Source organism: Streptomyces sp. NPDC030021, from assembly GCF_055574035.1.
Map to the genome: position 1 here is coordinate 22860 of NZ_JBVIAH010000042.1, position 6362 is coordinate 29221.

A 6362-nucleotide genomic window follows, 5' to 3' on the forward strand; every position below is an offset into this window, starting at 1 on the left:
CCCGCGGGTCAGGAGATCGCGTACCACTGGCTGGCCCAGCCGGTGTTGATGGTGCTCGTGGACTGCTCGGCGAGGTTCACGGTGGGCGGCAGCGAGGTCTGACCGGTCAGCAGGGTGCTGTACCGGAGATTCGGCGGCGTCAGACCCGCGTTGACGGAGATGCCGGCGCCCGTGGACTTCAGGGTGAGGCCGTTGGTCGCCCAAGTGCCGTTGAGCAGCAGTGCGATGAAGTAGGTCCCGGGAGCGGCGGTGAACGGCTTGCCGAGGGCGAACGGCTTGGCGATCGCGTCGGTCATCAGCTGGGGGGAGATGTCCGGGGTGGCCCCGACGAGGGCGCCCTTGGCGTCGTACACACCGAGATGGCAGTTGGCGAGCTGGGCGTTCGGGTCGATGCCGGCCAGGCCCAGCCAGACGTTCGACCAGGTGATCTGCTCGCGCAGGACGATCCGTACCAAGGTGACCCGACCGCCGACCCCGGCCGACGTCTGGGCGGTGACGTGCCCCGCGTCATTGGGATCCCCGGTCCACGCCAGCAGGTTCTGGTCCTGCGGCCGGGGTCCCTCGAAGCCGGACCCACCGCCGCTCTGCGCGGGCACGGAGGCCACGGAGCTCGACGCCGCGGGCCGGCTGTCTCCCGGCGCGGTACAGCCGGCGAGGACGAGCAGCGCGGCGAGCGCGGTCACGAGACCGGTCGTGGCGGTGGTGGTGCGGGTGCGCATGGTCCCCCCATGAGGTGCGGATCTGTCGACGGACATGATCACACGCCGCCGCTGCGCGCCCGCCCCGCCCGCGGTGGAGCCCGCGAGGGTGCGCGGTCAGGCCAGGGGGTCGGCGACGAGCCGGATGACCTCCGCCGGTCCCGCCCGGAACGCCGGGCTCGCCGCGACGGCCTCGACCATGTGCGGAGTGGCGTCATGGGCGGCGAGCGCCGCCTGCGACGACCACCGCTCGATGAGGACGAAGCGGTCGGGCTCGCCGCTCACCTGGTGCAGGTCGTACTGGAGGCACCCCGCTTCGGCCCGCACGACCGGGGCGAGACGCTCGAACGCCGCGATCTGTTCCCGGCCGCGGCCCGGAAGGGTGCTGATGAGGATGACGAGTTGCACGGGCTGTGACATGCGCCGAACTCTACGCACGCACCCTCGGCGCGGGTTCGCCGAGGGTGCGCCGGCGTTCGCCGGGACTTCGGCGGGTCCGTATCGACCGAATAGCCGGGGATGAACAGGCTCGTCCCCTGAACCGACCCTGCGGGCTTCCTTAAGGGAACTTGAAGAACCCCTCCAGCGCGCGGATTTCACTGATCGCAACCCTAGGCTCGGTCGCACCCCACCCCCCTTTCCCTCTGTGAGGTGCTACAGGCATGAGCAGCCGAACTCCCGCAACGCCGTCCCGCGTCGAGGCGCGGCGGAAGAAGGCGATGCGTACGCGCATCGTCCTGTCCCTCACCGCGGCCGCCGCGGCGGTGGCGGTCGGCGTCGCCGTTGCCGATTCCGGCGGCGGTACGCAGGTGGACCAGCGGGCCGACGGCGCCACCGGGGCGAAGTCCGGGACGCCGACCCCGGCGGACACGGCCGGGACGGCGAGCCCCACCGCCCCGCTCCCCGAGGTCACCGCCGATGCCGCGGCCGCCACGGGCTCGCTGCCGCCCGGGACGCCGACGCCCGAAGGCACGGAGTCCGCGGCTCCGGCCAAGCCCGCGGCGGAGGAGGACGGCCCGGCCAAGTCCACCCCGGCCGGCAAGCCCCCGCGTACGTCCGGCGGGAGCACCGGCGGCGGCTCCGGTACGTCCGGCGGTTCCGGCGGGTCCGGAGGCTCGTCGGGCGGCTCCTCCGGCGGTTCGTCCGGCGGTTCCGGCAGCTCCTCCGGCGACTCCGAATCCGCGGTCCTCGCCCTGGTCAACAAGGAGCGGGCCACAGCCGGCTGCGGCCCCCTGACCGTGAACGCCAAGCTGAGCGCCGCGGCACGCGCGTACAGCGACACCATGGCCCGCAGCGGCGTCATGTCCCACACCGGACCCGACGGCTCCACCATGACCAGCCGCGTGGAGGCCGCCGGCTACGCGTGGTCCCGCCTCGGCGAGAACATAGCCCGCGGCCAGTCGGACGCCGACGCGGTCATGAAGGCGTGGATGAACAGCTCCGGCCACCGGGCCAACATCCTCAACTGCTCCTTCAAGGAGATCGGCATAGGCGTCCACAAGGGCGACGGCGGCCCGTGGTGGACACAGGACTTCGGGACGTCGAAGTAGGAGCCTTCCCCCCCCGCCCCGCACACCGGCCACCTCCCACCGGCTGCCGGGGCGCACACGTCCTCCGACCCGTACACGGGTCGGAGGACGTCCGTGTGCGTGCCCGCGGCACCGCCGGGAGGCGGCGCTCCGTCGCGCTGTGCGGGGGAGCCGGTGACGCGCCGCCCGGCCCGTCGGCCACTATGGGGCCGTGCCTCGATTTCCGCGCTACCTGTTCCTATGGCTGTCGTGCACGGCCACCAGCGTGACGGCCGTGCTCGCCACGGTCCAGTTCGTGGTCGGCTCCACCCGCCATACGCCCCCGGTGGCCCGGTCCGCCCCCATGGTCTTCGGCTCGCCGCCGGCGTGGCCGGCGGTGCAGGACCCGTCGCCGGGCCCGCCGTCCCCGACTGCCTCCGCGTCCCCGAGCCCCTCGCCCACCGTGACCGAGGCTCCGACCCCTGCGGCTCCCTCCTCCCCGCCCGCGAAGCCCTCGCCGGCCGCCCGCACCACCGCGCCCAAACCCGGCGTCGACTGCGAGAACGGCGGACCGGGCCTGCACACCGTCCCCTCGCAGGGCGGCAAGGTCACGGTGCGGTACGGGAGCCGCGGCGTGTGTCTGATCTCCGCCGTCCCGAGCCGCGGCTTCAAGGCCACCACGGCACAGACCGACGACGAGACCCTGACGGTCACGTTCAGCAGCTCGGACCACCGGTCCGTCATCACCGCGACGATCGACCCGATGGCCAAGGCCAGCGTCCGCGAGACGTCCTTCTGAGAGCCGGCCGGTCGGCCGGGTCCGTCGGCCGACCCCGGCTGACCCGCCGACCCGCCGACCGGCCGACCGGCCCGACCGCAGCGGCCCGACCGCAGCGGCCCGACCGCAGCGGCGTGACCGCTTCGGCCGGTCCGCACCGCTCGGTCCCTCCTGATCCCTTTCGCGGGATTCACCTCCCCGTATGCCCTCATCGAACGGGTCCCGGTGAAGCGGAAGGTGAGCTGTTCCTTAGGGGAACCTCAAGATCCCGCTCAGGCGGTTCGCAGGGCCCGCCGCGGTCCTATGCTCACGTCAGCCGACCGGCCTCCGGCGCCCGGGCACACCGCCCCGGCGAACCGCGGGTCCGCCGGCTTCACCGAGTCGGGAGGCTTCTCGCCCTTCCCGTAGTTCTCAGCGCGCCTTGGGGTGTCTTCGCCATGACTTCTCGCATACTCCGACCCGTCCGTGCCGGCCACGCCGCGCGGCCCCGCTCCGCCGCTCCCCTGGGTGTCCGGCTGCCGCTCGCCGCCGCGGCCGTCGTCGCGGTGGGTCTGTGCGCCGCCTGCGGGCCGTCCTCCGAGACCACCGGCTCCGCCTCGCCCACCACCGCCGGACCGTCCACCCAGGTCCTCGCCGCCGCCACGCCGTCGGCCTCCGCTTCCACCGAGGCCTCCCCGAGCGCTTCGGCCTCGCCGTCGGCGTCCGCCACCGCGCAGGCCTCCTCGTCGCCGACTCCCTCCCGGACCCAGAGCGGTTCGGCCGCCCCCAAGCCGGCCCGTACGTCCGCCGCGCCCGCCCCGGCCCGGGTCCCCGGCCCCGGCTACGACAGCTCGGCCGACGCGCAGAAGCAGATCGACGCCGCACTGGCCGCGGCCAAGGCCGACGGGAGGATGGTGCTGCTCGACTTCGGGGCCAACTGGTGCGGCAACTGCAAGGCCGCCGACAAGGTGTTCGCCCAGCCGCAGACGGCGGCGATCCTCGGAGCCTCGTACCACCTGGTCAAGATCGACATAGGCGGCAACAGCTCCGCCAACTCCGCGCTCCTGCGCAAGTACAGCCCCTCGGGCGGCACCTACACGATGCCCGTACTGATCGTCGTCAACTCGTCCGGCAAGGTGCGCACCGACACCCACGCCACGGGCAACCCCTCCCTCACGGCGGAGGGGATCAACGCCTTCCTGCGCAAGTGGGCCTCGTGAGACCAGCGGACCCGCGCCGGGTCCAGGTGCGTACCGCGGCCCTGGCCGGAGCCGCCCTCGCGGCGGCCGCGGCCGGCTGTGTCTTCGCCGCGGTCGGCACGGTCGCCGCCGACGGCAGCCGCGCGGAGGCGGCGGCCGGACCGGCGACCGCGGTCAGGGCCGCGGTCGCCCCCGCGGCCGAGGCCACGGTCATCGACCCCGCCGACCGGCCCGCCGCGCCCGTGCTGGCGGGCGACGACCTCGACGGGAAGCCGGTCGCCCTCGACGGCTTCCGGGGGCAGGTCGTCGTGCTCAACGTCTGGGGGTCCTGGTGCGGCCCCTGCCGGGCGGAGGCCGACGACCTGGCACGCGTCGACCGGCAGACCCGCGACCGCGGCGTCCGGTTCCTCGGGATCAACACCCGCGACCCGGACCGCGCCGCGGCCCGTTCCTTCGTACGCGCGCACGGCCTCGGCTTCCCCAGCCTCCACGATCCCACCGGCGAGCTCCTGCTCCGCTTTCCCCCCGCCCTCCTCAACCCGCAGGCGATCCCCTCGACCCTCGTGATCGACCGCCGCGGACGCATCGCCGTCAGCATCGGCGGCGCGGTCACCGGGGACGAACTGAGCCCGCTGCTCGCCCGCGTGACGGAGGAGTCGTCATGACGGCGGGCCTGGCGATCGCCGCCGCGGACGCCCCCTCCCTGCTCCACGGGACCCTGGCCGTCGCCGCTCCGGTGGCGTTCCTCGCGGGACTCGTCTCCTTCCTCTCGCCGTGCGTGCTGCCGCTCGTACCGGGCTACCTCAGCTACGTGACCAGCCTGTCGGTCTCCGACCTGGCGGAGGCAGACGGCGGGCGCCGCAGCCGGATGGCGGCCGGCGCGCTGCTCTTCGTCCTCGGTTTCACGGCGGTCCTCGTCTCCGGGGGCGCGCTGTTCGGGTACTTCGGCCGTACGCTGCTGGCCCATCAGGAGGTGGTCACCCAGGTGCTCGGTGTCTTCACCGTGCTGATGGGGCTGTCCTTCATGGGGTTCCTGCCAAGATTCACCCAACGGGAGTTCCGCAGCCACCGGCGTCCCGCCCTCGGGCTGGCCGGAGCCCCCGTGCTGGGCGCGGTGTTCGCGGTCGGCTGGACCCCGTGCATCGGCCCGACGCTGGCCGCCGTACAGGCGCTGGCCTGGAGCGAGGCCAGCGCGGCCCGCGGGGCGCTGCTGATGGCGGCGTACTGTCTCGGCCTGGGGCTGCCGTTCGTCCTGGCGGCGCTGGCCTTCCGGCGGGCCCTGAGCGCCTTCGGCCTGGTCAAACGCCACTACCCCTGGGTCCTGCGGATCGGCGGCGGGATGCTCGTGCTCGTCGGCGTCCTGCTGGCCGCCGGGGTGTGGAACGACCTGGTGTACCGGCTGCAGTTGTGGAGCGCGGACTTCACCACCGCCGTGTGAGCGGGTCCCTCCCGAGGGCCCGCCCCGAAGACCCGAGAACCGATTCGTTTTCCCGACACAAGAGGCACGGATACCCAGATGAACGTTTCCCCGCTCAAGAGGCGTACCCGGACGGCCCGGACCGTGGTCGCCCTCCTCTGCCTGGCGGCGCTCACGGCCTGCGGCGACCAGTCCGCCGAGGGCGCCGCCGGCACCGCGGCGGCCGGCGCCGCGCCGCCGACCACCACCACCACCAGCTTCACCGAGAACGGAGTCACCGTCACCCTCTCGGTGGCCGACTGGCATGCGCCGAAGGGCACGCTGACCGCCGTCTTCACCCCCGAGAAGAAGGGCTTCCACCTCTACAGCACCGAACTGCCGCCCACCGGCGTGGAAGGCGTGGGACGGCCGACCGCGGTGGACGTCACGGGGGTCTTCAAAGCCGACGGGAAGCTGACGGCCGCCGCCGGCGTACGGAACATCAGCGTGCCCGGCGTCGACGCCCCGATGCCCGTCTACCCGGACGGCCCCGTCACCACCACCCTGCCCATCCGCGCCGACGGCAACGGGGACGCGACGGTGCTGCTCGGCTACGCGAGCTGCAGCGCGAAGGAGGGCTGCACCATTCCGGTCGCCGGCCACCCCGTACACCTGCGCCTCACCGACGGCGGCCCGACGTTCGCCGCCCGCTAGTGCTGTGACCGGCAAGGTTCACCGGGTTGCGACGCCCGGCACGGCACCTCATCCCCCAGACTCCGTCCGGGGGGACCCCCAGGTTGTCGG

At 73.7% G+C, this 6362-nt stretch carries 8 protein-coding genes; 6 read left to right on the forward strand and 2 right to left on the reverse strand.

Annotation, left to right across the window (positions count from 1 at the left end):
- Positions 1-8 precede the first annotated feature (8 nt).
- Positions 9-719 carry a hypothetical protein gene (locus ACZ4YL_RS40725; protein WP_390797059.1) on the reverse strand — a complete coding sequence of 237 codons (711 nt, stop codon included), beginning with the start codon at positions 717-719 and terminating at the stop codon, positions 9-11.
- Positions 720-815: 96 nt separating this feature from the next.
- Positions 816-1118 carry a putative quinol monooxygenase gene (locus ACZ4YL_RS40730; protein WP_468123510.1) on the reverse strand — a complete coding sequence of 101 codons (303 nt, stop codon included), beginning with the start codon at positions 1116-1118 and terminating at the stop codon, positions 816-818.
- 242 nt (positions 1119-1360) lie between these two features.
- Between ACZ4YL_RS40730 and ACZ4YL_RS40735 the strand changes: the two genes are divergently transcribed.
- From ACZ4YL_RS40735 to ACZ4YL_RS40760, 6 genes are all read left to right on the forward strand, one after another.
- The gene (locus ACZ4YL_RS40735) at positions 1361-2248 is read left to right on the forward strand and encodes a CAP domain-containing protein (RefSeq protein WP_468123512.1); all 888 of its coding nucleotides are present in this window, start codon (positions 1361-1363) and stop codon (positions 2246-2248) included.
- 190 nt (positions 2249-2438) lie between these two features.
- Positions 2439-3005, forward strand: a complete 567-nt coding sequence (locus ACZ4YL_RS40740) for a hypothetical protein (protein WP_468123514.1) — start codon at positions 2439-2441, stop codon at positions 3003-3005.
- A gap of 416 nt (positions 3006-3421) precedes the next feature.
- Entirely contained in the window at positions 3422-4183 is a 762-nt protein-coding gene (locus tag ACZ4YL_RS40745; RefSeq protein WP_468123516.1) for a thioredoxin family protein, read from the forward strand.
- Positions 4180-4827, forward strand: a complete 648-nt coding sequence (locus ACZ4YL_RS40750) for a TlpA disulfide reductase family protein (protein ID WP_468123518.1) — start codon at positions 4180-4182, stop codon at positions 4825-4827. The genes ACZ4YL_RS40745 and ACZ4YL_RS40750 overlap by 4 nt, the downstream gene beginning before the upstream one ends.
- Positions 4824-5600 carry a cytochrome c biogenesis CcdA family protein gene (locus ACZ4YL_RS40755; RefSeq protein ID WP_468123519.1) on the forward strand — a complete coding sequence of 259 codons (777 nt, stop codon included), beginning with the start codon at positions 4824-4826 and terminating at the stop codon, positions 5598-5600. Before ACZ4YL_RS40750 ends, ACZ4YL_RS40755 begins: the two co-directional genes overlap by 4 nt.
- A gap of 78 nt (positions 5601-5678) precedes the next feature.
- Positions 5679-6272, forward strand: a complete 594-nt coding sequence (locus ACZ4YL_RS40760) for a hypothetical protein (protein WP_468123520.1) — start codon at positions 5679-5681, stop codon at positions 6270-6272.
- Positions 6273-6362 lie beyond the last annotated feature (90 nt).